Annotated in this window: 23 protein-coding genes and 1 pseudogene; 12 read left to right on the forward strand and 12 right to left on the reverse strand. The window is 45.7% G+C overall.

Annotated elements, in window-relative coordinates:
* The first annotated feature begins 184 nt into the window (after nucleotides 1-184).
* Both J7529_RS15075 and J7529_RS15080 read left to right on the forward strand, forming a co-directional pair.
* Entirely contained in the window at nucleotides 185-1,543 is a 1,359-nt protein-coding gene (locus J7529_RS15075; RefSeq protein WP_318729656.1) for a DNA phosphorothioation system restriction enzyme, read from the forward strand.
* A gap of 39 nt (nucleotides 1,544-1,582) precedes the next feature.
* Nucleotides 1,583-1,846, forward strand: coding sequence for a hypothetical protein (locus tag J7529_RS15080; RefSeq protein WP_271939025.1), 264 nt, complete (start codon nucleotides 1,583-1,585; stop codon nucleotides 1,844-1,846).
* 87 nt (nucleotides 1,847-1,933) lie between these two features.
* Here the strand turns inward: J7529_RS15080 and scpB are convergent, their stop codons facing one another.
* From scpB to J7529_RS15095, 3 genes are all read right to left on the reverse strand, one after another.
* Nucleotides 1,934-2,485, reverse strand: coding sequence for an SMC-Scp complex subunit ScpB (gene scpB, locus J7529_RS15085; protein ID WP_318729657.1), 552 nt, complete (start codon nucleotides 2,483-2,485; stop codon nucleotides 1,934-1,936).
* Between the two features lie 26 nt (nucleotides 2,486-2,511).
* Nucleotides 2,512-3,363 (reverse strand): ABC transporter ATP-binding protein, encoded by an 852-nt coding sequence (locus J7529_RS15090; protein ID WP_318729658.1) that lies wholly within the window; start codon nucleotides 3,361-3,363, stop codon nucleotides 2,512-2,514.
* Nucleotides 3,364-3,643: 280 nt separating this feature from the next.
* The gene (locus tag J7529_RS15095; protein WP_318729659.1) at nucleotides 3,644-4,714 is read right to left on the reverse strand and encodes a hypothetical protein; all 1,071 of its coding nucleotides are present in this window, start codon (nucleotides 4,712-4,714) and stop codon (nucleotides 3,644-3,646) included.
* A 312-nt stretch (nucleotides 4,715-5,026) separates the two neighbouring features.
* Here J7529_RS15095 and J7529_RS15100 point away from each other — a divergent pair, with 312 nt between their 5' ends.
* A complete protein-coding gene (locus tag J7529_RS15100) occupies nucleotides 5,027-5,179 on the forward strand; it encodes a hypothetical protein (protein ID WP_318729660.1) in 153 nt (50 codons plus the stop codon).
* A 149-nt stretch (nucleotides 5,180-5,328) separates the two neighbouring features.
* Here J7529_RS15100 and J7529_RS15105 read toward each other — a convergent pair whose 3' ends face one another.
* From J7529_RS15105 to J7529_RS15120, 4 genes are read right to left on the reverse strand one after another with little or no spacing between them, the layout of a single operon-like run.
* Nucleotides 5,329-6,267: a hypothetical protein gene (locus J7529_RS15105; RefSeq protein WP_318729662.1), complete on the reverse strand. Its 939-nt coding sequence runs from the start codon at nucleotides 6,265-6,267 to the stop codon at nucleotides 5,329-5,331.
* Nucleotides 6,268-7,380 carry an AAA family ATPase gene (locus tag J7529_RS15110; RefSeq protein WP_318729663.1) on the reverse strand — a complete coding sequence of 371 codons (1,113 nt, stop codon included), beginning with the start codon at nucleotides 7,378-7,380 and terminating at the stop codon, nucleotides 6,268-6,270. It lies immediately after the preceding gene.
* Between the two features lie 23 nt (nucleotides 7,381-7,403).
* Entirely contained in the window at nucleotides 7,404-7,646 is a 243-nt protein-coding gene (locus tag J7529_RS15115; RefSeq protein WP_318729664.1) for a hypothetical protein, read from the reverse strand.
* Nucleotides 7,636-7,842, reverse strand: a complete 207-nt coding sequence (locus tag J7529_RS15120; RefSeq protein WP_318729665.1) for a hypothetical protein — start codon at nucleotides 7,840-7,842, stop codon at nucleotides 7,636-7,638. Before J7529_RS15120 ends, J7529_RS15115 begins: the two co-directional genes overlap by 11 nt.
* A 301-nt stretch (nucleotides 7,843-8,143) precedes the next feature.
* On the opposite strand from J7529_RS15120, the gene J7529_RS15125 reads away from it, so the two are divergent.
* On the forward strand, nucleotides 8,144-8,809 hold the full coding sequence (locus J7529_RS15125; RefSeq protein WP_318729666.1) for a PEP-CTERM sorting domain-containing protein: 666 nt from the start codon (nucleotides 8,144-8,146) through the stop codon (nucleotides 8,807-8,809).
* A gap of 300 nt (nucleotides 8,810-9,109) precedes the next feature.
* Here the strand turns inward: J7529_RS15125 and J7529_RS15130 are convergent, their stop codons facing one another.
* The 3 genes from J7529_RS15130 to bchL all read right to left on the reverse strand — a co-directional run bounded on the left by J7529_RS15130 (nucleotide 9,110) and on the right by bchL (nucleotide 11,950).
* Entirely contained in the window at nucleotides 9,110-10,513 is a 1,404-nt protein-coding gene (locus tag J7529_RS15130; RefSeq protein WP_318729667.1) for a ferredoxin:protochlorophyllide reductase (ATP-dependent) subunit N, read from the reverse strand.
* Nucleotides 10,514-10,545: 32 nt separating this feature from the next.
* Nucleotides 10,546-10,908 carry a DUF5331 domain-containing protein gene (locus tag J7529_RS15135; protein WP_271936419.1) on the reverse strand — a complete coding sequence of 121 codons (363 nt, stop codon included), beginning with the start codon at nucleotides 10,906-10,908 and terminating at the stop codon, nucleotides 10,546-10,548.
* Between the two features lie 175 nt (nucleotides 10,909-11,083).
* The gene (gene bchL, locus J7529_RS15140) at nucleotides 11,084-11,950 is read right to left on the reverse strand and encodes a ferredoxin:protochlorophyllide reductase (ATP-dependent) iron-sulfur ATP-binding protein (RefSeq protein WP_318729668.1); all 867 of its coding nucleotides are present in this window, start codon (nucleotides 11,948-11,950) and stop codon (nucleotides 11,084-11,086) included.
* A gap of 395 nt (nucleotides 11,951-12,345) precedes the next feature.
* Between bchL and J7529_RS15145 the strand changes: the two genes are divergently transcribed.
* Nucleotides 12,346-13,233: a DsbA family protein gene (locus J7529_RS15145; RefSeq protein WP_318729670.1), complete on the forward strand. Its 888-nt coding sequence runs from the start codon at nucleotides 12,346-12,348 to the stop codon at nucleotides 13,231-13,233.
* A 19-nt stretch (nucleotides 13,234-13,252) separates the two neighbouring features.
* Here the strand turns inward: J7529_RS15145 and J7529_RS15150 are convergent, their stop codons facing one another.
* A complete protein-coding gene (locus tag J7529_RS15150) occupies nucleotides 13,253-14,446 on the reverse strand; it encodes a HEAT repeat domain-containing protein (protein ID WP_318729671.1) in 1,194 nt (397 codons plus the stop codon).
* A gap of 79 nt (nucleotides 14,447-14,525) precedes the next feature.
* Between J7529_RS15150 and J7529_RS15155 the strand changes: the two are divergent.
* From J7529_RS15155 to J7529_RS15170, 4 genes and pseudogenes are all read left to right on the forward strand, one after another.
* Nucleotides 14,526-14,942 (forward strand): annotated as a pseudogene (locus tag J7529_RS15155) (XisH family protein).
* Nucleotides 14,930-15,259, forward strand: coding sequence for a XisI protein (locus J7529_RS15160; protein WP_318729673.1), 330 nt, complete (start codon nucleotides 14,930-14,932; stop codon nucleotides 15,257-15,259). The pseudogene J7529_RS15155 and the gene J7529_RS15160 overlap by 13 nt, the downstream one beginning before the upstream one ends.
* A gap of 281 nt (nucleotides 15,260-15,540) precedes the next feature.
* The gene (locus J7529_RS15165; protein WP_318729674.1) at nucleotides 15,541-16,230 is read left to right on the forward strand and encodes a DsbA family protein; all 690 of its coding nucleotides are present in this window, start codon (nucleotides 15,541-15,543) and stop codon (nucleotides 16,228-16,230) included.
* Between the two features lie 152 nt (nucleotides 16,231-16,382).
* Complete coding sequence (locus J7529_RS15170; protein ID WP_318729675.1) at nucleotides 16,383-16,703, forward strand: hypothetical protein; 321 nt, start codon at nucleotides 16,383-16,385, stop codon at nucleotides 16,701-16,703.
* A gap of 63 nt (nucleotides 16,704-16,766) precedes the next feature.
* Here the strand turns inward: J7529_RS15170 and J7529_RS15175 are convergent, their stop codons facing one another.
* Entirely contained in the window at nucleotides 16,767-19,952 is a 3,186-nt protein-coding gene (locus tag J7529_RS15175) for an NB-ARC domain-containing protein (protein ID WP_318729676.1), read from the reverse strand.
* Between the two features lie 46 nt (nucleotides 19,953-19,998).
* On the opposite strand from J7529_RS15175, the gene J7529_RS15180 reads away from it, so the two are divergent.
* The 3 genes from J7529_RS15180 to J7529_RS15190 all read left to right on the forward strand — a co-directional run bounded on the left by J7529_RS15180 (nucleotide 19,999) and on the right by J7529_RS15190 (nucleotide 25,701).
* A complete protein-coding gene (locus tag J7529_RS15180) occupies nucleotides 19,999-20,127 on the forward strand; it encodes a hypothetical protein (RefSeq protein WP_318729677.1) in 129 nt (42 codons plus the stop codon).
* 10 nt (nucleotides 20,128-20,137) lie between these two features.
* Nucleotides 20,138-22,393 (forward strand): hypothetical protein, encoded by a 2,256-nt coding sequence (locus tag J7529_RS15185; protein ID WP_318729678.1) that lies wholly within the window; start codon nucleotides 20,138-20,140, stop codon nucleotides 22,391-22,393.
* A gap of 107 nt (nucleotides 22,394-22,500) precedes the next feature.
* Entirely contained in the window at nucleotides 22,501-25,701 is a 3,201-nt protein-coding gene (locus J7529_RS15190) for a hypothetical protein (RefSeq protein ID WP_318729680.1), read from the forward strand.
* Nucleotides 25,702-25,743: the final 42 nt, after the last annotated feature.

Below are 25,743 nucleotides of genomic sequence, written 5' to 3' on the forward strand. Positions count from 1 at the left end.
GATATCTTTAGAAAGTCTTAAGTTTTATGGGCTTTTTCTCGAGACTACTTTAATTTATAGATAATAGATAATAAGTAATAGGTTATGGGATATGAATTTTGACGATTTTACGGTATTCCATCCCCGAAAAAACGGATACTTTTACTTTTCACCTTTTGCCAAGCGAGAAGCCCTATACTAGACGATGTTTCCCTGTATTCCAGATTCAATTCAACTGCGACCTTATCAACAACAAGCAGTGACAAATTGGTTTGCCCATCAAGGACGGGGAACACTGAAAATGGCAACGGGGAGTGGCAAAACGATTACCGCTTTAGCTATTGCGGTTCAACTGTATCAATGTATTGGCTTACAAGCCTTAATTGTGGTTTGTCCTTACCGTCATTTGGTGGCTCAATGGGGGCGAGAATGCGAACGTTTTGGGATGTTGCCGATTTTAGCGTTTGAACGTGTACGCCATTGGCAACACGAGTTATCGACTCAACTTTATAATGTGCAAGTCCAGAAGCAGGTCTTTCTCTGTGTGATTACGACCAACTCGACGTTACTGGGGGATGGATTTCAGTCCCAGTTGGCGTATTTTCCTTCAAAGACGTTAATTGTGGGAGATGAAGCCCATAATCTGGGGACAGCCAAATTAGAAGAGAGTTTACCGGCACATGTAGGACTGCGGTTAGCCCTTTCTGCCACTCCAGAGCGTTTTTTCGATCGGACGGGAACGGAGGCAATTTTTAATTATTTTGGCCCGATAATTCCCCCAGAATTGACCTTGAAAGATGCCATTGATCAAGGGGCATTGGTCCATTATTTGTATTATCCGGTTTTGGTGCATTTAACGGAAAGTGAAGCGTATAAATATGCCAAATTAACCACGCGCATTGGTTGGGCTTTGGCTGCGGGGGAGAAATTAGAGGAGAATGAGACGTTAACGGCGTTATTGATTCGGCGTTCCCGGTTAATTGCTAATGCCGAAAATAAACTGGATAAACTGCGAACAATTATGCAACCGCGCCTGCAAACCAGCCATACTCTATTCTACTGTGGCGATGGAGCGCAAGAGGGCAAAACCAGCGATTCTTCAGATCGACAAATTGCTGCTGTTACCCGATTATTGGGGGTAGAATTAGGCTATCGAGTGAATACCTATACCGCTAATACCTCTTTATCTGCACGGGAAGCCCTGCGTCATCAGTTTGAGCAAGGGGAACTCCAAGGATTAATTGCGATGCGCTGTTTAGATGAAGGGGTGGATATTCCTGCGATTAAAACGGCTATTATTCTTGCGAGTAGTCGTAACCCGCGGCAATTTATCCAACGTCGCGGGCGAATTTTACGCCCCCATCCCCATAAGCAACGGGCAACATTGTTTGATCTGATTGTGGTTCCTCCGCCTTTGGATCGGCAAACTTGGGATGTGGAGCGTAACCTGTTGAGGAAAGAGCTACAGAGGTTTGTAGAATTTGCTGATTTAGCGGATAATGCGGGGGAAGCTCGCGGGCAATTATTAGGACTTCAGAAGGAATACGGCCTTCTAGATTTGTAAGATTGGGTACAATAAAGAAGGGTCTTCTGTTGAGTGCTTATGAGTGTTCATTATTCTGATAGTTTTCTAGGGCGGATTTCCCGGATTGTTTCAGCGAAGAAATCCGGATACAAAACGACTTCTACTCGCTCGAATCCAACTCATGATTCAGTTTTAGAACCGCTTAAGCAAGCTTCGCCAGAAGTGCAAAAGGTTGTAAAACGGGTACTGCAAGTGGAAAAGGATAAGTTGCATTTTTCTAGTCCTCGTAATATTAACGATGATATCCTTAAGATTATTAAGGAAGAGGTAAGAGAGGCTTAGGACTTACAGACCAGACTGTGCCCTATCAGAGTAGAGACAAGATACGTCTTGTCTCTACAATGCGCATTTGTAGCAAGAATTTTTGATTTAAGAGGGTTCAGGTTCGGGTAATTCGGTTTCTGGTTCTTCGAGGGTTTGGGAGGCGACTAAACTTTCTTTCAGGGAGCTGAAGGGTTGGGGGAGGTCTTCTAATTGGAAATATTGATGAAATTTAGGGGTGACTTGTAAGCGAAAGGTGCGATCGCCCATTTTTTTGCGTTTACGCACTAATCCCAATTCTACCAGTTCTCCGACATGCTGATAAGCGCCACTGCCGCGCAAGTCTACTAATTCAGTTTGTAAGATGGAACCACTCAAGGCAATAGCCGCTAAGGTTCGCAGCGCACCTACCCCTAACTCAGCCGGAAGTAAATTATGGGTTAGCTCTTGAAACGATTCTCGTAATTGCAGACTATAGCCAGAAGGGGTTTCTAAAACTTCTAGGGCACTATCCCGGTGAGCATAATCGGAAATTAACTCAATTAAGGCTTCTTCGGTATCTTCCTTGCTGCATTGGGCTAATTCAGACAAGTCATTTAAGCTAACGGGTTGACCTTTTAAGTAGAGAATCGCTTCAATTGTAGTGGCTAAACGGGGCATAATTGGGATCTGATAACCTAGACCCTTTAGTCTAACTGTCTTCCGGTTAATTCGACAAAGATATCTTCTAAGTTCGAGGGGCGAACCATTAAACCGGTTTTATCAGGTTGCTGTTCTAGATACTCGTTGGCTGCGGCTAAGTCGGGGAAAAACCGGTAATCCCAGCGATCGCCTTTTTGTTTGACGACTAAGCCTTCTCCATGTTTTTGTCGCAATTCTTCTAGGGTTCCCAGTTCAATTAAATGTCCCCCATCCATGATGCCGATGCGATCGCATAAATATTCCACTTCTTCCATATAATGGGTGGTTAGTAACATGGTCATTCCCTGCTCGTTTAAGCCACGAATGATTTCCCACAATCGCCGACGGGTTTGGGGATCTAGGCCGACAGTGGGTTCATCTAGGAATAAAATATCAGGTTCATGAAGCAGCGCTCTGGCAATTTGTAGACGGCGTTTCATGCCCCCAGAGAGGGTTTTTACCCGGTCTTGACGGCGATCGGCTAATTCGACATACTCTAACCATTGATTAATTTTCTCTTGGCGCACTCGATTCGGAATATGATGTAAGCGCCCGTGAAACTCCATATTTTCCCAAACGGTTAAATCAATATCGACGCTGGTTTGTTGCAATACCACGCCAATTTTACGCTTCACCTGTTGTCCTTGTTGCACCACATCATAACCGGCAACCTCAATCTGCCCGTCGGTCGGTCGGGTGAGGGTGGTTAACATACGAATGGTGGTTGATTTTCCTGCTCCATTGGGCCCGAGTAAGCCAAACATTTCTCCAGGTTGAATCGCAAAGGAGAGGCGATCGACTACCGGAGTTTTGTTATAGACTTTACAGACGTTTTGCAGAGATACCGCAGCACCCATAGGATTTAGTGACTGGTTGAGAAATGACTTAACATATCTTAACAGTTTACAGATTGTGGCACAAGGGGCGATCGCCCATTATTTGCTGCTTCTAGTTCTAGCGGGACTTAGATAAAAATCGGCGCTGATATCTGGCTCAAAACTATACAGAACAAGGTTTTTACCTCAATCGAGTACCGATCCAGTCAGGGGAAGAGTTTTCCTTCGGGTATAAACAGCCATTTTTTAGCCTTCGACCTGATTTCCTTGCCCTAAGTCCATTACAGGTCATTTTAGCTGTTTATTGAGAAGCATCAATTTCTGTAAATTCAGAGTAACTCACGGTCAGTGTTGTCAGATCAAATCGCCAGGTCAATGTATGTATTTTATCAACTGACCAATGAGTACCACAAGTGCTGACACCATACATTCTAAGCACCCAATGGCGATCGGAACCATCTCGCGTTAACTTCAAGCAACCGTTGTGTTGTCTACACTTTTCAGTAAGCGTTTTGAGCTGCCCTTCATGGCGAAAAAAACGACCAGCTATTTGATTCTGGTTAAACGCTGATACTGACAATAGATACAGAATAGTATTGTCGTAAAGAAAGTAGCCAATTTGATAAGATTGCAGATTACGAGAATCTTGATAGTGTTGCCAATGCAGCTCAACGGTCACTAATTCTCCATCTGCACAAGTTCCCCTAAATGTGTAGATTATTTCTGGTCTATTAGGTATTGGTGCAGTATGCGTTGCCAGTTGAAGAGAGTTCCGAATCTGTCTTTGTAACCCGGTTTCTTCTGGAGTAGATGGTAATCCCACTTCAGAGATAGTTTTTGGATCTTCAAGTTGATTCTCTGCCAAGAATTGCTTATAGATTGGAATAGATTGACCTTGGCGAACCAGTCGAGTAATGTAGTCTCGCGCCATATGGTTCACATTAAGTTGATGTTCCACCACAGAATCTCTCAGTTCCCAACAGCTTTTGTCTTCTGAAAACTGGGCGCATTCATACCAATCTGCTAAATGCAAGATCAAATCAGTGAAGGAGTGATAGCGTTTAGCAAAGTTACGATTAGACAGATCATAAGAATAAATAGGACTTGTATCTAAATCTCTACAGTCAACAGCGATCAGTACATCATCTTTATTGCAGAATTCAAATAGAGGAAGGCAGTTTTTAAATAGCTCGGTAATACCCGGTGTATCTTCTTCATACATTTCTCCCAGTATATCCAGATCTTCGTCGATGACTTCGTAATATTTATAGACAGCCAATTCTAGAGAGAGAAAGTTATAGTCGGCAAAGAGAAATCCTTCATGATTATCACCGTCATGCCACTGATAAAGAACGTCAATATCGGCGGGCAATCTGAAAGATAGCGGTTACATAAAATTCTCAATTTCTGAGATATCAAGACGGGGACATAAATCATTAAAGCGATGGGGTGAGTATGTGGCTAGTCGGTTGCTAATCCGATCGAGAGCTTGGGTCAGTTTTGACATTTTTTTCATCCGTAGAGAGTTGCTTAAGCACTTCGACAACATCATTAAAGGTTATTTTCTAGAGAACCTCGTAAAACTCATGTTTTATGTTCTCTAGTATAGGCGATCGCCTTTCTTGCTGATTATGCGAAGCCATGATGCTAGAATCGGGTTACACTCTCTTAGACTACCGAGATCATGGTTAGTGTAACTGTTGAACAAATCCAGCAAGACCCTCTAAAATATTTACACCAAGTGGAAGCAGGTGAAGCGTTAATTATTGTTCGTGGAGATCGACCCATTGCTGAACTTAAACCCATTCAACAGCAACAGGAAGGGTTACGACCTTAGTCGCGATGAAATCTTTAAGATGCTGACTTCTGTAGGAAAAGCTCAAGCGCTGTTTAGACAGTATGTTCCTGAAGGTCGAATTCTTTCTGAAGAGTTGATTGCTGAACGGAGACAGGAGAACAGAGTTGAGTGAAGTCGTTTTTGAGGATCTATTGTATCTTACGACCCATGTAACCAATGATAATTTTTCCTGGGCCTAAGTCTGTGGAAAAATAGAGTCTCCAATCTCCTGGAGTCATTCTGAGATGTAAGCTGAATAAGCGTTCCTTCCCATCAATACATTCAAGGGTGAGTTTTTGTCTAAATTCCTGAAGTCTGGAATCACTTTCGGGAGTTGCCTTACTGGGAATCCATTCAAGATTAAAAGGCCCTTCTTTCCAATTTTCAGCAGCCCTTTCTAATTCATCTAGGCGTTTTCGTAGTTGCTTAAGTATTGCATTCCCTTTTTTAATCTCTTGAATTGCTCCAGCAACTGATTCGCAGAACTCTAAGTGAGGAAAAATGCGATCGCAACAAGTCCAGAGATCGACTCCATCATCAATCTCTATATGATTATCGATCCAACCTTCATGTTCTATTATATGAACTCTGCGACTTGCATGAATAATAGCTACCTGTTTCTCAATAAGACTTTCATTGTCATCAATCGTTCTGATGTCTAAACTTAAATAAGCACAATTCCACATTTTATCAGACAATAAACTGACAGACAAAGAATCAGTAACCCATGCAAATCCCAGTCCTGATGCTGATTGATTCTGGTACAAGAACTCCGATAAATCTATATCCAAGTCATGTTGAATGTTTTCAACGGTATCTGTCCATAATGGTACTTTAGTGGTTAGCGATCGCCAAAACTGCTGTTCTTCACGAGCAACCTGGCGATCGTTTCGCCATTTAGCTACGGGATAGTTCGGAGCAAGTTCGATAACATTGATATCATCTTGCGTATGGAGTATCCGTTTAATTCCCCGTCTTGTCGCTGTGCTGAGAGTTTGAATAAACACAGACATCCATTGTCGTGCTGTGGCAGGATCTGGAGCAGGAGTCTGAAGAGAAAGTTCATTCAACACCATCTCTATCTCCATTTACAGATCTCCTGTGGGTTCCAATAACGCTTCTAAACTTTTGTCCCATTCATCAAAAAATCCATCTGGCCAATTATCGATTCTGCCATGACGATCCATGTTCGGTGATATCACTTCTGTTTGGAATTCACCCCTGGTTTCTTGACGTTGAAAATAATGCAGTTGCACATCATTTGGATCGAGTTTACCACGATGAACAGTTAACCGAATTCCATTTAAAATATGATCGCTATGGGTTTCTACAAGCACCTGAATTCCACAACTTGCAGCTAATGCTATTAATTCACCGATTTTCGCTTGTCCTTTAGGGTGTAGATGGGCTTCGGGATTTTCTAATAAGATTAAAGTTCCTGGTTTTGAAGCCAGTATTGCCACAATAATAGGTAAAGTGTAGCTAATGCCAAATCCAACATTAGTGGCACGATGCAGAACACTCGATCCAGAGGAGTATTTTAAGTCAACGATATCTAATTCTTTACTATCTTGAATCGTGATTTTCGTTCCTGGACTGACCTCTCCCATCCATGCTTCTACTTGTAGCTTGAGATTCAATGATTTTTGAGATGGATGGGCTAATTGAGATTGAATGATATCTTCCTGTCCATACATGGAAAGAAAGTAAGCGGTATATTCACCTTGGCTACCAATTTGCCTATGCTGTAGAACTTGAAATTCTGACATTTCTAGATAGGGACGGGGGCCAGTCCGTTTGGCTTGTAGATAATGAAAGTTATCTCCAAAAAGATTGGTTTTATATACGCGATCGGTTGCTGGATAGGAGTTTAAGCTTAAAATTCTGGATTCAGGATTATGCTGAAAAGACCAAGACCCTTCTATCCCATTTTCCCAAATGATTTCAAAACCGATAAAATTATCTTTTGCGCCTTCAAATAAAGCATCTTGTGCTGTGCCAATACAAACCAAGTCTCCATTCAGGGCCAAACCGGTCTCTGGTAGTAAACCTTTTTGATAAGATTGTCTGAGTAATGCTAGGGATTGCAATAGGGAAGATTTTCCAGAGCTATTCATCCCCGAAAGCAAGGTCATTTTTTCAAAAGCAAGGGCTTGATTTTCAAAGGTTTTGAAATTTTTCAGTTTAATGGATTTGATCATTGTAGGCGAAGCACTTGTACAACTCAATAGACTTCATCATGGCTACCAATATCAGTAAATACAGCCGTTTCTTCCTCTGTAAAGTAAAATAAGACTCGCTCATCATAATCGACACTGAAACTCCAAAAATCTTTCAGTTTTCCAGATAATTTATGAGTTTTCAAGCTCGGAGTAAAGGGATCGATGACAAATTCTTCCAGTTTTTGCCAAAATCTAGCTTCTAAATCAGGATTTCCCTTGATCCGTTTTTTACCCCTATTCCTCAAGCATTTGTTTGAGTTCGCTAATACTTGAGGAAAACTTTAGTTCCCCATGTTGTTCTTCCTGCTGCGCTAATTTTAAATTTTCAGTGATTCGATCGCGGCGTTCCTCACGGATATACTGTTGCAGTAAGAGTTGCATTTCTTCTTTTTCATCCGTAGAGAGTTGTTTAACCACTTCGACAACATCATTAAAAGTCATTTTTGAGGGAACCTCGCCAAACTCATGTTTTATGTTCTCTAGTATAGGCGATCGCTCCCCCGCAGCTCAGACAGAGGCGATCGTGAACTTTTGGGCGATCGCTCCAGGAAGCCTAGAAGTCTAGTTTCTTTATATTAATTAAAATAAAGTGAGAGTAATACTCTTACATTTCTAACGATTTACAACAAAAAAGTGCCTCAAATGAAGGATCGTGCATAAAAGTGCCCTCAAAAAACTGAGTAACTTATAGAGGGTTACATAACTCCTCGCAAATGTACTTTCATATCGGAGTGTCAAACTCATGATTTCTGTAGAGCGCTTAGTCCAAATTTGCTTGGGAGTCCTCCTGGTGGGGCAATTCCCCAACCCTGCGAAGGCGATTACGTTCACATTAGGAGGGCAATACGTTCCAGGACAAGGGCAATTTTCTACGGTTGAGGGCGCTGATACTATTGATTTCAATTCTGGTTTACCCACTGACGGTTTGGTTACCTATTCTGCTAATCCAGATGTAGCGATCGTATCTGGGAATATATACGGGGCTGTTGCACCAGCAGGTGACTCCAGTCCATACCTAACAGTCTCACCATTGGCAGCTACCCCTGTTACTATCGACTTCAGCAAGCCCATTGACTATTTTGGCCTGTATTGGGGATCTATTAATTTATCATCCCAAAACTCGATTTCCTTCTATCATCAAGGCAATTTAGTGAAGAGTTTTATTGGAGCGGAGATTGATGGTTACGCTAGCAACCACTACGTGAATTTCTTCACTAATCCAGGTCAACTGATTGACTCAATCGTTTTATCTTCCCCTGTGCCAGCTATGGAAACAGATAACCATGCTTATCGGTTTGCTCCTGAGCCAGTTGAAGAGCCACAGTCTGTTCCAGAAGGAGGAACTTTGGCGATGATTGGATTAGCAGGTATTGCTTTATTCGGATCTAAGCGCCGTCGCAACAACTAGAACCGATACCTGTAGGGGCGTTTCATGTCCCGAAGGGAAACGGCCGTTCGCCCCTACAATAATCCGGAATTTTAACCAATCAATCAGATTTGTAGTGGACTGTTTCACCTAAAATAGGGCTTTGTTTGTAGTAAGCACGAAGAGTGCTTAAAAGCCTAGCTGGAGAGGGATTGAGCAATCACTACGAACCGAGTCTAATGCACCATTTTAGATGAAACAATCCACTACGAGAAAATAGCGAAGGCATTGGTGTTAGAAGCCAGGTTTCTTGAAGAAACCCGGCTTCTGGTTATCAATTAACTAAACTCTCGCTTCTTCCTTTACTAACTTTTCCCAACCCAAATCCTTCAGGTTATTATTCCGGCGCAGGGGACGAGTGACCAATTCCAAAATATCGCGGGTATTGGTAAACCCGTGGATTTGGGCAAACGTGAATTCAACTGACCACTTGGTATTAATTCCCCGTGCTTCCATCGGGTTCGCGTGAGCCATTCCTGTGATTACCAAATCCGGTTGTAGCTCGTAAATGCGTTGGATTTGATTGTAGTTATCCGGTTTTTCCACAATATTTGGCAATGGCGCTCCCATCTCTTGACAGGTTTTTTCCAACAGGGCTAACTCCGCTCCTTGATAGCGCTTATCCATGTAGGGAATGCCGATTTCATGGACAATCATGCCGCAGCGAATCAGGAACCGCGCTTGGGAAATTTCTAATAAATTATCTCCCATGAAGAAGACCGATTTACCGCGCACCAATTGCAGATAATCTTCCACACTTTCCCAGATTTGCTGCTCCCGTTCTGCTAATCCCTTGGGTTCGATATTGAAGACGGAACAAATCTTTTCTATCCAGGCTCTGGTTCCATCCGGCCCGATGGGGAAGGGTGCGCCAATTAACTTACACTTGCGCCGACGCATTAAAGTTGTGGCCGTGCGGGATAAAAATGGGTTGACTCCAGAGACATAATAGCCTTCTTCTAATACCGGTAATTCGGTATAGCGCTTCGCGGGTAACCATCCGGAAACTTTGATGCCATGGCGCTTTAATTCTAGGGTCAATTGGGTGACAATGGGGTCAGGAACCGAGCCGAATAAAACCAGAGGAGGATGGTCAACATATTCCGATTCTTCTTGTGCCACTTCTTCCTTTTTCTTGCCAAACGTGAGGAGGCGTTGGATGGCGTTGCGCTCTTCTTTTTCTTCGGGTTGTTCCACGGTTTTCGGACAGCGAGCAGCCATGGCTGCAAGTACCGTATCTTCTCCTTGGGTGAAGGCGTAGTCTAAACCATTGGCGCGAGCAACAACGATGGGAATGCCGATTTCTGCTTCGAGTTTCGGGGCAAGACCTTCCAAGTCCATCTTGATGATTTCGGTGGTACAAGTCCCGATCCATACAATAACAGAGGGATTGCGATCGCGCTTAATTTGTTCGCACAACCGCTTCAATTCCTCATAATCGTTCAACTTAGCCGAAATATCGCCTTCCTCTAACTCCGCCATTGCATAGCGAGGTTCGGCGAAAATCATTACCCCCATGGCATTTTGCAGAAAATAACCACAGGTTTTCGTGCCAATCACCAGAAAGAAACTATCTTCAATCTTCTGGTACAACCAGGCGACACAGCTAATCGGACAAAACGTATGATAATTGCCAGTTTCACACTCAAAATTGAGGGCACTGGTTTCCGGTTGTGCAACAGTCATCAGAATACACCTATTCTTTCAATCGGTTAACGTCATAAATCATCCTCTCCATCCGGTAATAAACGAGACACGCCCGTTGGTTGTCCGGGGGAAGCAATAGCGGGAGTTTCTCCATTGGGGTTTAACTCCCGCTCCGGGTCAAAATTTAAACCCAACACATCCACTAAGGCATCTTCATCCGCATTCAACTTGAAGAAGGGAACCATTAAATTGCCCAATTTCGGCTCTAGGGCATTCACCACCCCTAAAATCAGGGCAGAAGCCGGCCTGCGTCCTCCATCCGGGGTTTTGTTGGACTTCACCTCCATTTGCAGAAGCAGCCAAGCTTTATTGGCTTGAAAGTAATCCAGCCATTTTTGGCGAATAGAAGCGGTAAAGTTATCGAAAAAAGCCATACTCACAGCAGTCAATCCAATAGCAAGGGTTTCGTTGAGCCATGATACTGTTTTTCTGGCCGAACTGGGGAGGTTGGCGATGGAGAGATGGGGAGATGGGGGGATGGGGGGATGGGGAGATGGGGAAGATTGCCTGTTCCCTATTCCCTATTCCCTATTCCCTAGCGCAAAGCGCTTAAACCATCATTAGTTCCAGTTCTTCCTCTTCCGTCTTCACTGCTTCCTTGGGAGGATTGAGATAGAAGTCAGAGAGTAGCGAGAACAAGTCGCGGTCTGCGGCATCTTTGGGAACAACTCCTTCAGGACGTGCCAGAATTTGATCGGCAATGTTGAGATAATAGTTGGCAACGGGTTCTAACGTGGGGTCGGTTTCGGCCATTTCAAAGATAGTTTTGCCTTTAACGCGAGAGATGCGAATATCCTCGATTAAGGGCAGAATCTCTAGCACTGGCATGGGAAAGGATTCTACATATTTGTCAATCAGGTCGCGCTTAGAGGTGCGGTTACCGATGAGTCCAGCTAACCGTAGGGGGTGGGTTCTGGCTTTTTCGCGCACGGAGGCAGCAATGCGGTTAGCGGCAAAGAGGGCATCAAAGCCGTTATCGGTGACAATCATACAGTAGTCGGAGTAGTTGAGGGGCGCAGCAAATCCACCACAGACCACATCACCGAGTACATCGAAGAGAATGACATCGTATTCATCAAAGGCGTTGAGTTCTTTCAGTAATTTTACGGTTTCTCCGACAACATAACCGCCACATCCGGCCCCAGCAGGAGGGCCACCTGCTTCTACGCAGTCTACGCCACCATAGCCTTTAAAGATTACATCTTCAGGCCAAACATCCTCGTAGTGGTAATCTTTGGCTTGCAACGTATCAATGATGGTAGGAATCAGAAATCCAGTGAGGGTGAAGGTGCTGTCATGTTTGGGGTCGCAGCCAATTTGTAGGACTTTTTTACCTCGTTTTGCGAGTGCAACGGAGATGTTGCAGCTTGTCGTGGATTTGCCGATTCCGCCTTTTCCGTAGACTGATAGTTTCATTACGTGCTCTCTCCTAAAGCTTTAATAGCTCTGTCTCGATCGCATTATTAACGAAGTTTCGGGGAAATCCAAACGGCGATCGCAATGAATTAAGGTTTAATCCCTTGTTTTTAAGTGTTATCTAACTTTATTACCCTTCTATTGCTTTCAATTCTGGATCAAACTCTAGAATCAAATTTTGGCTAACTTTTATGTCTAATTTTTATAAAAATAGGTTTAATAGACAAAAACACCAAAATAACAGCACTCGCAAAGCCTGATAGGGCATAGCACGATGCTCTCAGGTATAGCCAATCAGCCATTACCAATCACCGATTACCCATGACCAGCACCCAGCTCTATATTAAAAATCATTACAGTTTTCCCCAGACCACTCAAATTAGGCAAAAGATCGGATGACTGCTCTACCTTCCATCGAACAAACGGAAATCATGGTTAACTGTTGCAAAATCGGCGATCGCGCCAGCGATGGGTCGCATTATCACCTCTTCAAAAGTGCGATCGCGTCAGCGATGGGTCGCATTATCGCGCCAGCGGTGCGGAGTATTATCGCCTTCCTCCTCTCCTTGCTCACCCTCTGCGGTGTAACCCTCCCCGCACAAGCGGCTAACTCTAAGCTCGAACAACAAGTGCTAGAGATTATCCGCAACCATCCCGAAGTCATTATTGAATCCGTACAAACCTATCAACAGCAGCAACAACAGTCCCTACAACAAAACCGCCTCGCCTTTCTCGACACCCTCAACCGCGAACCGGAAACTATTATTGGCAACTCTCCCACTACTGGTGCAGAAAATCCCCAAGTCTTCTTCATAGAATTTTCGGACTTTCAATGTCCCTTTTGCGCCCGCGCCCATGATACCGTAGCCGAATTCATGGACAAGCACGACCAACAAGTGCAACTGATTTACAAGCACTTTCCCCTCACCGAACTCCATCCCCAAGCCGAAAAAGCCGCTCAAGCCGCTTGGGCTGCTCATCAACAGGGAAAATTTTGGGCGTATCACGATACCCTATTTGCCCAACAGGATCGGTTAAGCGATCGCTTTTATGAGCAATTAGCCCAAGATTTGGAGTTAGATTTAGAACAATTTCAGCACGATCTGGCGATCGCACCCTCAGCCATTGAACAAGACCGGCAACTCGGCGATCGATTAGGGCTTTCTGGAACCCCATTTTTCGTCATGTTCGCCCCAGGAGAACCACAGGGCAAGGGCGAGAGTTTTTCCGGCGCGATCGAGTTAGAAGAAATGGAGGCAATTTTACAGAACGTCTCTGGATGATAAATACAAGTTGAAGTTTCTAAAGACTACTATGCCAAGCTTGGTAGAATTCAGCATAAGAAAGGCTTTGGGCAATGTCCCAGAGAAGTTGGTAGCAACTTGAAAATCGGTCAAATTTGAAATAGGTCAAAGTTGTTCTCATCTGAATATGAAATAGGTCACCGTTCTTTTCATCGGTTTGGCTATTGAAATGACGTTGCAGACCAGAGACAACAATTTTTTGCTGTTCCTCAGTGATGATGATTTGTCCTAAACTCTCAGCTACCTGCCAACGAATCTCTTCATCCTCAGTCTTTTCCAGAAGTTGGATCAGAGCAGAAATTACCTGGACATTGCCTTGTCCAATTTCCCCTAAGCCCCCAATCGCTTCGTAAAAGATATCTTCATCCTCAGTTTGCATCAGCAGTTGTACCAAAACAGCGATCGCCTCTTGATGTCCGGGGTCAATTTTCCCTAAACTATAAGCTGCTCGGTAACGGGTATCTTTACACTCAGTCTGCTTCAGCAGTTGCACTAAGGCAGCGATCGCCTCTTGATTACCTTGTGCAATTTGCTCTAAAGTATAAGCTGTCCAACAACGGGCATGTTCATCATTAGTCTCCTCCAGCATTTGTACCAGAGCCGCGATCGCGTCTTTATTTCCTGGGTCAAGTTTCCCTAAACTCTCTGCCACTGTCCTACGGGTATCTTCACGGCATTGGGAAAAGTTCAGGAGGTTAGAGAGCTTCTCAATAACTCGTTTTTTATCAGTTTCACTGATAGTTTTTCTTGCACCTATTGCTAGGGCATTGGGAAAAATGTGCCATTCTTGTTTCTCTACATTGAACTGCCCAAACCCCCACGTGACGATCTGCTCAACAATGGCATCGGCTAAGGAACAGGATTTAAACTGACTGATGCCAGCAGCAGGGAGGAAATAGGCACGATATCCATAAAAATTACCATAACACCCATCATCGAAATTGACTAACTTGGCAATAAACTCTTCCTTCTTCTGGTCAGCAACATCTGCACACCCTAACCAGGATAGAATCGCGCACTTTGACTGGGGAGAAAAAATCCGATACTCCTTCCCTGGAACGGGAAAATTCTCATGCTCCTGGGGCAAAAAGTAAGTCCAACCTTCTACTAAGGCTTGCTGCATCTCCTCTGTCTCGGCATCGCTTAAAGTTCCACAAAACTTAGCCAGAGGCTTTTCTTCCCACTTGTTCATCGTCTACACACTCCAGGTATCTTTGGGAAAGTCTCTCATGCTATAATACTCTCATAAACATCTTGTTTTCCTTCTTCTTGTGCCAGCTAAAGATAAATTCCATGCTTCAGTATCTACTGCTTTGCAAAAAAATGGATGGATAATTACCCCCCATCCTTTGCATCTCAAGCTGGATGACATTGAATTTTATATTGATTGAGGAGCAGAACGATTATTGGCAGCAGAAAAAGGAGGACAAAAAATTGCTGTTGAAATCAAATCCTTTTTAGGAACCTCAGAAGTCACTGAATTTCATTTAGCTCTAGGTCAGATCCTGAATTATAAGCTGGCTTTGAGCAAAACCGAACCTAACAGAGATTTGTATCTGGCAATTGCCCAGGATACTTATGAAGAGTTTTTTTGTCGTCAATTTGTACAAGAATCTCTTCACTTCTATGCTGTTAAGTTATTAATCTTTGATTATTTCCGTCAAGAGGTGGTTTTATGGAAAGAATAAATTACTCGGATTTAATTCAAGAAATTCTCAGCAGACATCAACCCAATAATGGGAACAATAGCACAGAAATTCAACTTCTCTTTGATGTGCAACGCCATCACTATCAAGTTGTACATATCGGTTGGCAACAACAGCACCGTGTCTATGGCGTGATTATTCATGTGGATATCAAAGGAGGTAAAATATGGGTACAAAGAGATGGGACAGAAATCGGTATTGCCAATGAGTTAGTTGAAGCAGGGGTTCCCCATTCAGATATTGTTTTAGGCTTCCACGCACCCTACAAACGTGAATTTACGGACTTCGCGAAATCTTGAACAGTACAAGGTTAACTTTGGGCATATCACGATGCTCTGTTTATCCAACCGGATCGGTTAAGCGATCGCTTTTATGAGCAATTAGCCCAAGATTTAGAGTTAGATTTAGAACAATTTCAGTACGATATGGCGAAAAGAGCTATCACATTAGACGTTAAGGGATTTTAAGTTTTGAAGTCAGTTATTGACTAGAGCAACTGTTGGGTCTAGGTTGTTTTGCATATAGCGATCGCGGCTTCATGATTGCTGTGTCCAACCAAAGCACAATAAGGAAAAATCTGATGACTATTGATCCAAAACTCAAAGAACAGGTCCTACAAATTATCCGCCAAAATCCAGAAGTTATTGCAGAAGCATTAGAAGCCTATGAACAGCAGCAACAACAAGCCCAACAACAAAAGTACCTCGCCTTTCTCGAGATCCTCAACCGCGAAGCCGAAACCTTTATCGGCAACTCTCCTACCACTGGTGTAAACAACCCCGAAGTCTTTCTAATTGAATTTTCTGACTTTCAATGCCCCTCTTGCGCCCGCGCCCATGATAAAGTTAAAGAATTCATAGCCAGGAATCAAGACAGAGTGCAACTGGTTTACAAACATTTTCCCCTAAGTCAAATCCATCCTGAAGCCGAAAAGGCTGCTCAAGCAGCTTGGGCTGCTGGTCAACAAGGTCGATTTTGGGAATATCATGATGGTCTATTTTCCCAACAGGATCGGTTAAGCGATCATTTTTATGAGCAATTAGCCCAAGATCTCGGCTTAGACTTAGAACAATTTGATTATAATCGGATGCGTGCCTCCTCAGCTATTGAGGGCGATCGAGAAATGGGTAATCAATTAGGGCTGTCCACGACTCCATTTTTCGTCATGTTCGCCCCAGGAAAACCACAGGGTAAAGGAGAACGTTTTTCTGGCGTGATCGAATTAGAAGAAATGGAAAACATGTTATATAACGTCTCTAATAAAACTTAAAGTCCCCTCTATTAATTGCCGTTTCAGTAGATGCTGAGGAAAAGCGTCTTATCGATCAACTTACATTACTCACTCAGCCCCCCAATCTAAAAGCCGAAATTGATACCATCGTAAATGGGAAGTTGGAGAGCGGCAGCGATCAAACTATCGATTTGGCCAGCCTAACTGGGCCTATCCCTCCTGAAGCAGTGACTCAATTGCTAACAGAACTCATTCAGGAAGGAAAAGAATTCTTGAGCAAGGTTTACCCATCAAGAGCAGAAAATCCAGATGATGTTGAAAACTTAGCTTGTCATGTCTTATACTATATGAGTAATAGAAACTCACAGTTGTTAGATCGTGTTCTGAAAGAAGATGATGGCCGTATGGATGCCAAAGAAATTAACTTGAAGAAACAACTCGGTTTCTTAGTTCAGAAAGTCAAATTTGATGAATTAGAGCATGAAATTCGCCAGTTAACACACCCTAACTAACTTACCTCTATTCGCTATTAGAATGAGGTAAGTTAGGAGAGGCAAGGGGCTGGAGGCCCCTTGTTATAGGCTATTGTTAATTAATAATTGATACACTCGTCCCACCATATCCCCTGCCACCACCGTACAGCCATCCGGGGCAATGGCGCAGCGCAAGATAGCTGCCTCCGCCACAAACGTCCCTAGCACCTCCCCGGTTGCTAAGTCCCACACCTTCAAAGTTTTATCTACAGAACCAGAAACCACTCGCCGTCCATCCGAGGTCACCGCTACCGCTCGTACCCAGTCCTGATGAACCGTAACCGTAAGCCTCTCCTCCCCGGTTACCAAGTCCCACACCTTCAAAGTCGTACGATCTGAGACTGAAACGGCACATTTACCATCCGGGGTTACCGCTACCGCTTGTATCCAGTGACTATGACCGGTCAAGGTATACAGTTCCTCCCCAGTTACCAAGTCCCACACTTTCAGGGTGCTATCCATGGAAGCAGAAACAGCTCGGCGACCATCTGGAGTTATGGCTACAGCAGGTATCGAGTGATGATGACCGGTCAGGGTGCGCAGTTCCTCCCCCGTCTCCAAGTTCCACACCTTTAGCGTCTTATCCATAGAACTAGACACAGCTCGCTGTCCATCGGAGGTCACCGCTATAGCTTGTACCGAGTCCTGATGACCAGTCAGGGTATATCGCTCTTGTTCCCTCTTCAAGTCCCATATTTTGAGGGCATTATCTATCGTAGCAAACACGGCTATCTGCCTATCTTGGGTCACCGCTAACGCTCGCACCCAGTCCTGATAACCTCCATCATCCGTCAAGGTATGCAGTTCCTCCCCTGTCTCCAAGTTCCACACCTTCAACGTATTATCCATGGCAGCGGACACAGCTTGTTGACCATCTAGACTGACGGCTACAGCTTGTATCCAGTCCCGATGACCCCTGAGCGTCAGTTTCTCCTCGCCCGTTGCTAAATCCCACACCTGTAACGTGTTATTATCTGCGGCTGAAACCGCCTGTTTCCCGTCTGGGGTCACGGCTAAGGCTTGCACCCAGTCCTGATGATCCGTCAGAGTAAGCTCTTCTTCCCCCGTCTTCAAGTCCCACACTTTCAGCGTTTTGTCCATTGAACTTGAAACCACTCGCCGCCCATCTGGAGTCACGGCTACAGCATTGACCCAGTGATCGTGACCCTTAAGCGTAAGCCTCTGTTCTCCCGTCTTCAAGTCCCACACTTTCAGCATCTTATCCATCGAACCCGACACCGCCCGCTGTCCATCCGGGGTTACGGCTACCGCTTGTACCGAGCCAGAATGGCCCGTAAGTGTCAGCAGTGCGTTTCCCGTCTTCAAGTCCCACACCTTTAGCGTATTATCCGATGAACCCGATACCGCTCGTTGTCCATCTGGAGTCACGGCTACCGCTTTGACGATGGAATCATGACCCATCAGAGTAAGCAGTGCCTCCCCTGTCTCTAAGTCCCATACCTTCAGAGTCTTATCCGATGAACCCGACACGGCTCTCTGCCCATCTCGCGTTACCGCTACAGCCTGTATCAAGGAACGATGACCCGTAAGCGTCAGGGTCTCCTCTTTCGTCTCCAAGTCCCACACCTTCAGGGTCTTATCTGATGAACCCGACACGGCTTTCTGCCCATCTCGCGTCACGGCAACCGTATTCACCCAGGACTGATGACCCCTGAGCGTACACAGTAGGGCCCCGTCGCTGGAGTCCAGGCAGGGGGCGAGGGGACGAAACCAGGTTTGAGTCTGTCGGTCTTTGGCTTGCTGTAAAAGCCGCTCTACTTTTCCCCCACCCCGATAGTGGGGTAAATAGCGCCCTAGGATGGGTATCTTTTGCCAAAAGTATTGATACTCATGCTTTTTCATCTGCTTCAGGTTGAGCAACCGCCCCCACAACTGACTGGCGAACTGTTGCTTATCCTGAGTTAGCACCTGGGCGCTCAGGCGTAACGCTTTCTGCAAACGACGGAGAAATCGATCTTTGTCTTGAACTCGATCAAAGTCGAGCAAGAGTGCCTGAATATCTGTTGCCTCTAGCTTTGGCGACAACCAATCAAAATCTCCTAACAACTGGGCGAAGGCTTCTTCTTCCTCTGCTTTCTGGAAGTGATAGGCTGCGTGCTGATACAAATATGTTTCCCCTTCCACCTGTGCCCCTTTCCAGGGAAACCGCCCTTTGGCATAACTGGCTAAAAATTCCCGATGGACTTTGGCTTTATCCTGAAGCTTTTCCTGGAGATAGTTCCGTTGCATGTCATGGAGCCACACCCATCTGTGGGGGGACTCTCCCTCTACAAATACGAGTGCCCTTTTTTCCAACTGGGTTAACTGCTGCTGTAGTTGAGATTCTTCTTTGTGTCCTTTACGTCCCCACAACTTCACCAGCGCTGCTTCGGATATTTTCGCATCTGGCGGGAATATGCCTAACTCTAGATAAGCGTCTTGTTTTTCCTGCTCCAAGTTCTGGAGACTGACCGCTATACATTTCTGTATGGTGGCAGTGGTGTCGGCCGGATCGAAACCGTCTTCGTCTCCACCTTGCAGTGCCCTCAACATATACTTCCAAAGGGTTCCATCTCCCACTTGCCCTCCAGCTAAGGCTAGGGCTAAAGGTAACTGTCTGCATTCTTGCACGATCGCACTCGCTTCTTCGGGCAACTGTTCCTTGTCCACGTTTGCCCAGTTCGCCAACAACTGCAAGGACGGGTCGTCATCCCACTTCTCTACGAGATAACCTTCGGCTCCTAACCCATCAACTAAATGGCTCTCCCTGGTGGTGAGCAGTATCTGGCAGTTTTTTCCCAACAGCTTGTGCCACCGCTCTACTTCGGGTTGCTGCTTAACCTCATCGAGTATCAACAAACAGGACTTATCCTGTAATAGCTTTGACAGATGCGCTTTCCACTGAACTTCTGTTTCTTGATAAATCTTAGACCCTTCTAAGGCTTGTGCCAATTGTTGATAGAGTTCTATGGGTTTCCGTGTTATCCCCATGGGTAACCACACCACCCCATCTACAAACTTGCGCCGCACTTCCTCATCTTGTGCGATCGCCACTGCCAGAACGGTTTTACCCATGCCTCCCTTCCCCTGCACGACTAGAATGCGGCTGCTCCCCAAGAGATGCTTCAACTGTTGCACCTCCTGGGGACGGGCTACAAAGTGGGGGGGCAGTTTGGGGACAGTATTCACTGACTGCTCATTGAACTGGATGATACCTGTACTTTTCATCCCTTCTCAACTTATTAATGACTCTAGCTATAGGGTAACTAGGAAAGTGGCTAGTATATCATTGTACAGCATTTCCGAAGGCACTCTACATCAGGAAATTCCAGAAACTCCTAGTCCTGTGGGCGATCACGATGGGTCTATTGCTATGATGGCTCCAGTGCAGATCGGACGGTAAGGGTAGGAGCATGGTTGAAAAACTGATGGGTACGGAGCTATCCACCAAAGAGCTAACCTTTCAACCGGGTTATGGGGTGGCTCAGTTTGAGGTGAAGGTTCTTAACGAGGGCGATCGCTTTGCCAGTTTTCAGCTAGAGATCCTAGCCGCTGGAGTCGATTCCAACTCTGAGCGCAGTTGGTACACCCTATCCCCAGAAGTTAGCACAAAGAAACCGCCTGGAGATCTTACCCGGTTTATCGTGGAAATTTACAGAACCCCAATTTCAGGGTTCGTGGGCTTGGTGAATCTTACCATCCGCATTTTTTCCCTGGAACTGGGAACTGAAGAACGACATATCCTACGCTTGCGGGTGGAAAAGGGTATCGGTGAACTGGAACTCAAGGCTGAATTGCCTAACTCTACGCTCAAAGGCTATCCCAACAGCGATTTAGAAATACCGATCCGGCTCTATAATCCCGGTCATAAAGAAATTACCGCCCTAATGACGGTCTCTAGTTCCTATTCCTGGTTAAATCCCTCTCCTACACCTGTAAGCTTGCCCCCAGGACAATGGAGCGATCGCAGTTTAATCTGTCCTGTGCCTGATGTTGAAGAGGCGATCGCTGGAATCAACTATTTAGCTAATCTTAAAATTACCCATCCTGATGGCCCCCCCACCCAACTGCAAGCCGTCATTGAAATTTTTCTCCAAGGTGAAATTCGCTTTGAAATTCCTCAACCCGAGCAAACCCTTCCTCAAAAACGTCGTTGGTTGCCCTCCTGGAAATCCGATCCTATAACGTATTCCTTACCACTTCTAAATCAGAGTAATCAACGCTATCAAACCACTATCGATTTACCCCTAGAAGAAAAACCCAACGCCCGAAACCGACTGCAACTTGAATTATTGCCCCCAGAACATACCCTGAACCCAACAGAAACCCAAACCTTTGATTTAAGGGTAGAAACAAAACGGCCGTGGTTGGGATGGGTTCAGGAGCGCCCGATTCCCATTGAAGCTAGGGCTGTGCCGGTAGGAGCGGCTTCACGCCTCTTGCCCTCTTCCCCCCAAGATGTCGGTGAACCTGCCCCAACACCCAAGGGCCCGACACCCAGCCGTGTCCCTTTAATCGATCCCCAACAAACCCTGATTCTCAGAGTCTTTCCCATTATTCCTCGATGGTTACAGGGACTATTGATGGTCGGCTTGGCTTGGGTGTTCTGGTGGTTCATTCATGGACAGTATTATTATATTCATCACAAAGGTTCGGTCATGACCGTACAACTGAATGGATTAGGCGATCGCCTATTAAGTGGTGGCATCGATCAACAGGTCAGAGACTGGGTCATTGAAGGGCAAAAATTAGAATTTATCGATGTTCGTGCCCAGGCCGATAAAGCTGTTCGCACCGTTAAATATCGCCCGGTCGATAATAATCAAATGGTAATGGGTTTAGAAAATGGAGAAATCCAACTGTGGGATTTATTATCCTATGAAGACGTTCCCGTGCGATCGCTGGTTTATCAAAAAGACGACCGAGTCATGGATCTTGAATTCACCCCCGACTCCCGCTATTTATTCAGCGGTCATGGCAGTGGATTAGTGGCCAAATGGTATGTTGGCGCAGACTTTGAGGAGATACTAAACGTTAACGAACCCGAATTAACGAAAACCTTTGAATTTGCCGTTTCCGATCTGGCATTTGTTGGCCAAGGTGCAGAAACCCTAGCTGTTGCTGGTCGGTATAATCAACTCATCCTCTGGAATACTCAAACGAACTCAACCCAAACCCTAGATATTTCCGATCCAAACACGACTACCGGTCAAGATAACTACATCACCAGTTTGGCGACTGCTGAAAAGCGTCCCTTTCTCTTAGCTGTTGCTGATAATCAAGGCAGTATTAGTATTTGGAATTTACGCCCTTGTCTAGAACCGGGTTTAGGCGCAGGAGTCAATCGGACTTGTGAACTGCTCGATCGCTGGGACAATAGTCATAACGGTGAAGCTGTGCGCTCTATCGCCTTCAGCGCCGATGGCGGATACCTCGTCAGTGTTGGTGATGATGGGGTGCTGATGCTATGGCCCCTAAGAGATACGGGAGAGCGCTTAACCAAATATCTTAAAGGAAAAGCGATCGCCAACCACTCTAACTCCCTCAATACCGTAGACTTATCCCTAATCCCCTCTCGAAAAGACCCAACCGGTTCTCTAGTGCAAATCGTCACTGGAGGCGATGATGGCAAAGTTAGACTATACCTGATGAACTCGATTAGGAATTAACAGTTGGGGGGATGGGGGCACGCTTCCTGAGCAGAGTCGAAGGGAGCGCAGATCGGGGGACACGGAGACGCGGGGACACGGAGACGCGGGGACACGGAGACACGGAGATGACCAATTACCAATTACCCATGACCAATGACCAGCGCTCTGATGGAAATCAATCCCTGAGCGTGATTACCAACCCATCAGGCGATAGTGTCATTTCGGCTGGGGAAACCTTTGAATTGCGCGTCACCATTGGTAATCAAGGATTCCAAGGGGCGATTATCGATCTGTTTATTGATGATTCTTCCGGAGCACTCAAATCCTGGTGTCTGAACCCCTATGAACGGTTTGCCCTCAGCTCGGGGAGCAGCAGCGAGGTGGTGTTTTCCTTCCCCATTCCTGTAGAAGCGATTCCCGGTCACTATACTTACTTAATGGTGATTGATGCACCCAAGCATTATCCCGAAGAAACTCCCATCCGTCACCAAGCAACGCTACAAGTTCTTCCTCCCATTCAAGAGGCAGTTCAGTCCAATGATCCTACATTTGCCCTTACTCCGGTTACCACCCCCGAAAAACCCGCCCCTCTACAACTGGGTCAATCGCTGATAGTGACGGTTTTGGTGCATAATCGCTCTAACCGGGTCGATCGCTTTCGCCTCACTTGTACTGATTTACCGGAACTCTGGTGGGAAGTCCATTATCCAGAAGGGATTAATGAGTTGGGTTTGGTGATTATTCCTGATAATCTGGCCCTCAACCCAGGAGCGAAAGGAGAAGTTACCCTAGAATTTCGCTTCCCGGTGAATACGAAGGCTGGCCGTTATTTACCGACTCTGCGGTTAACCGGGGAAAATAACCCAGATTTGATTTTATTAGATGTGGTCTATATCGAGGTTTTGCCTCGGTATGATTTACGGATGGATTTGCGGACGTTAGTCGGTAAAGTACGTCGGGAAGCAGCCCTATTTCAATTGCGTCTACAGAATGAGGGGAATACTCTACGACAGTTACGACTTACGGTACGAGAAGACCAAGAACGCCCGATTTGTGTGTATCAGTTAAATCCCGATCGCCTGAAATTGGATCAGGGAGAGCAATGGCAAGTTGATTTAGATGCAAAACCCGGCCCCTGGTGGCGTAGACCTTTATTCGGTCAGGGAAGAACCCTCAATTTTTATGTGGAACTGACGGATGATTATCAACTGCCCTTACCTACCGATCAGATTGAGGGGACTTTCCTGTGGCAAGCTCGCCCTTGGTGGCAATTGCTGTTAGGGATTTTAGCTGGGTTAGGGTTATTGGGGTTATTCATTTTTGCCCTGTGGTGGCTGTTTTTCAAACCGCCTGCTCCGCCCAGAATTGAAGCATTTAACTCGGTTTCCCCGTCCTATTCGGCCGCGAATGATGATTTTATTTACCTCAATTGGGAAATTCGCCATCCTCGACAAATTCGAGGTTTGCAGATTTTAGGCCGATCGCCCAATGGTAATGTTACCAGTATTCCCGTTTCCTACGATCTGAGCCGGGGCTTACCAGAAAGTTTGCAAGAATTCTGTACGCGCTCTTGGCGCAGGTTAGTCTGTGGAAATATTCGCACGGATGCCCGCGAACCAGGGGATTATATTTTTGAGTTAAAGGTGACTCCCAAACGATCGCGAGTTTCCCCGATTATTGCTAAAACGAACCGGATCGCGATTTCTCCCATTCCTCTACCCGAAATCCTCGAATTTAAAGCAACATTAGCCCCACCGGATGCAACAACGGTTACCGTCAGGGAGGGTTCACCAACTGTATCCTCTTCCAATCCACCCAACTCCCAAAATACCACTAATCCACCCGCTAACAATCAGACAAACACGATTGAACTCAGTTGGCAAATCAGTAATCCTAGTGCGATCGCCCAATTGGGTTGGATCGGTCGTAACCCTGATGGAGTCGTCAATAGCGAGGAACAGCGCACCGATCTAGACTCTGGATTACCCGATGATTGGCGCAGGTATTGTACTTTTGACAATCAAATCGGGTCACTGAACCCAGTGGAAGTGTTAAGCTGTGCGGGTGTTCCCGTCACTGTAGACGAGTTTGGTAACTATATCTTTGAACTGACCGTTATTCCCGATCCGCGCATTGAAGGAGAAGCCCAAAGTGCGATCGCAGATGTGATTGAAATTAAAGCACCGGAACCGCCGAAAATTATCGAATTTCAGCCCACCCAACCTCGGTATGAAGTGGCAGAAGCGGAACCCATTCAATTGAATTGGGCGATCTCCAATTCCGATCAAATCGAAGCCTTAGTCTTAAAGGGGCGATCGGCTGAAGGCTTTGTTGCCATGCCAGAAATGCGTTTTTCCTTCCATCAAGGACTCCCCGAACCCCTAAAATCCATTTGTGATGTCTTCGATCAGCTCAATCAACTCCGCTGTCGGAATGTCACGATCCCCCTCTCCCAAGGTGGAAATTATCAATTTCAATTAGGTGTAATTCCCAAACGCGGAACCGGAGAAATTACTCAAACCGAAACCACTGCCACTATTGCCCTAGTTCCCCCTCCGCCTCCTCTTCCTCCTCCTTCACCTCAAATCCTACAACTGCAACCTGGGCAACCGACCTACAGCGAAGAGCAAGGAGAAGAAATTTTACTCTCCTGGGAAATCGAAAACGCCGAGCAACTGCAAGAGGTGCAAATCATCGGTCGGGATACGAGCGGAATTGCCCGGGTTCCAGCCCGCCGTTATCGCTTTGATAGCGGCATCCCTGATGTCCTACAACCCTATTGCATCCTAGCTGGACGTTTGGTTTGTCAAAATGTCCCCACTTCTGCCCGTCAAGGGGGAGAATATATCTTTGAAGTGAGTATCTTCAATAAACAAAATCCATCAGAGGTCAACGACAGACAACAAACAGAAGTGATTCAAATCTTGCCGCGTACTTATCCCCTGGCCATTACCGACTTTACTGTGAATGGAGAAACTGCACCCCTGCGAGTCGTGGTTACCTTGCAACCGGAAACCCGACCCGATCCACTTAATTTAACTTGGACTGTAATCGGTGGCCCCGATACCCGTGTCGAATTACTCCCCTCCCCCGGTACTGTAGCCTTAAGCGGTACTCTTGCCTATCCCATTAGTCCTCAACCCGGACAAGAAACCCTCACCTTAACGGTCACTGGAGGAACTGGGAAACAATTACAACGCACGTTAGTAATTGAAACCGTACTTCTACCCCCTTCTGAGACTTCTCCCTCTCCTCCTGGCGATCGCCCCCTACCCGCAGCACCGGATGGTTTATCTCCTGCTGATTTGCCCCCACAGTTTGATTAAGACGAGGGAATAAGAAATAGGGAATAAACCAGAAAAAATCAG

Origin of the sequence: Roseofilum sp. Guam, assembly GCF_017746735.1 — a bacterium.
In the GTDB taxonomy this organism is placed as follows: domain Bacteria; phylum Cyanobacteriota; class Cyanobacteriia; order Cyanobacteriales; family Desertifilaceae; genus Roseofilum; species Roseofilum reptotaenium.